The following is a 1137-nucleotide window of genomic DNA, read 5'->3' as shown; positions in this document are numbered from 1 at the left end:
ATTGGACGAACTGGCTACATCATCTTTCCGAGTTGGCTAAACGGCTGGATCGTCCAGTGGAGTGCGGCTGTATCGCTTACCGGCTCCACCATCAACACCACCCGTTTTCCCATTCCGTTTCCCAATGATGCAGGGGCGGTCATTGTCGGCGCTTACAACAATGCGACGACGGCCGAGTACAGCGTCAGGCTCAGCGACGGCGAAAACGGGACCAGCGGCGGCGCTGTCACGCGAGACAGTTTCAAAACCTACAACACAGGCGTGACAGGCTCAGCGGGCCTGTCTTATATCGCTGTCGGCAGTTGAGAGGAGCCCATGAAATACGTGACGTTTCACCCGGACGGAACCCTTCACTTGCGCCTTATCAAAGGCACGCACGTGATCCCTGAAGATGCTGTCGAGGTCGATTCGACGCTCTGGCAAAAACTGATCTGCGAAACCGATGGTGTTTGGACATTGGGCGCAGACGGGAGCATTACCAAGCAACCGCTACCTGTGATCGAGCAGACACGTGAAGACGTGGAGCGTCTGCGACTTGCGGCCTATGCCGAACCAGTAACGGGATCTGATCGTTTCTTTGCCGAATCCAACCGCATGCAGGTGATGGGAGAGCAGGGTTGGGAGGCCGTTCGGGATGCCGGTATCAAACGTTTCAACGACATTCAGGCGCTTTATCAGTGGCCTGAGTAGCCTGTTAGCTAACCCTGACTGCCAAATCACCCCATAAGCCCCGCCCTGCGGGGCTTTGTCGTTTCTGGAGAGTACCTGTATGAGCACAGCCAGCCGTTTTCACGGCGTTACCGTCACGCTGGTCGATACCGGCGCGCGCACCATTGCGCTGCCGTCGACCTCGATCATCGGACTATGCGACACCTACACCGTCAGCCCGGCCGCATCGGCCAAGCCCAATGACCTGGTGCTGCTGACCAGCGAGCGCGAAGCCGTCGCCGCATTCGGTGAAGACTCGGCCATCACCCGTGCGGCCAAAGCAGTGTTCTTGAAAGCCAAGGCCGTGATCGTCGCGTGCGGCGTGGCCGAACTGGAAGATGAAGCGCTGCAAACCTCGGCCATCATCGGCGGTGTTTTGGCCTCGGGTCAGCGTACCGGCCTGCAAGCCTTGCTCGACGGCAAAAGCCG

2 protein-coding genes and 1 pseudogene are annotated in these 1137 nt (G+C 58.8%); all 3 read left to right on the top strand.

The window, feature by feature from the left end; all coding sequences use genetic code 11:
* On the top strand, positions 1-306 hold a 306-nt coding region (locus HBN61_RS22295; RefSeq protein WP_524539088.1), incomplete at its 5' end, for a gp53-like domain-containing protein.
* Between the two features lie 9 nt (positions 307-315).
* A complete protein-coding gene (locus HBN61_RS22290; protein WP_094988826.1) occupies positions 316-690 on the top strand; it encodes a hypothetical protein in 375 nt (124 codons plus the stop codon).
* A 79-nt stretch (positions 691-769) separates the two neighbouring features.
* Positions 770-1137, top strand: a pseudogene (locus tag HBN61_RS22285) (phage tail sheath family protein); the annotation flags it as partial.

The organism is Pseudomonas sp. WS 5071, from assembly GCF_012985765.1.
Classification (GTDB): domain Bacteria; phylum Pseudomonadota; class Gammaproteobacteria; order Pseudomonadales; family Pseudomonadaceae; genus Aquipseudomonas; species Aquipseudomonas lundensis_A.
This window is presented reverse-complemented; position numbering and strand designations above follow the sequence as displayed.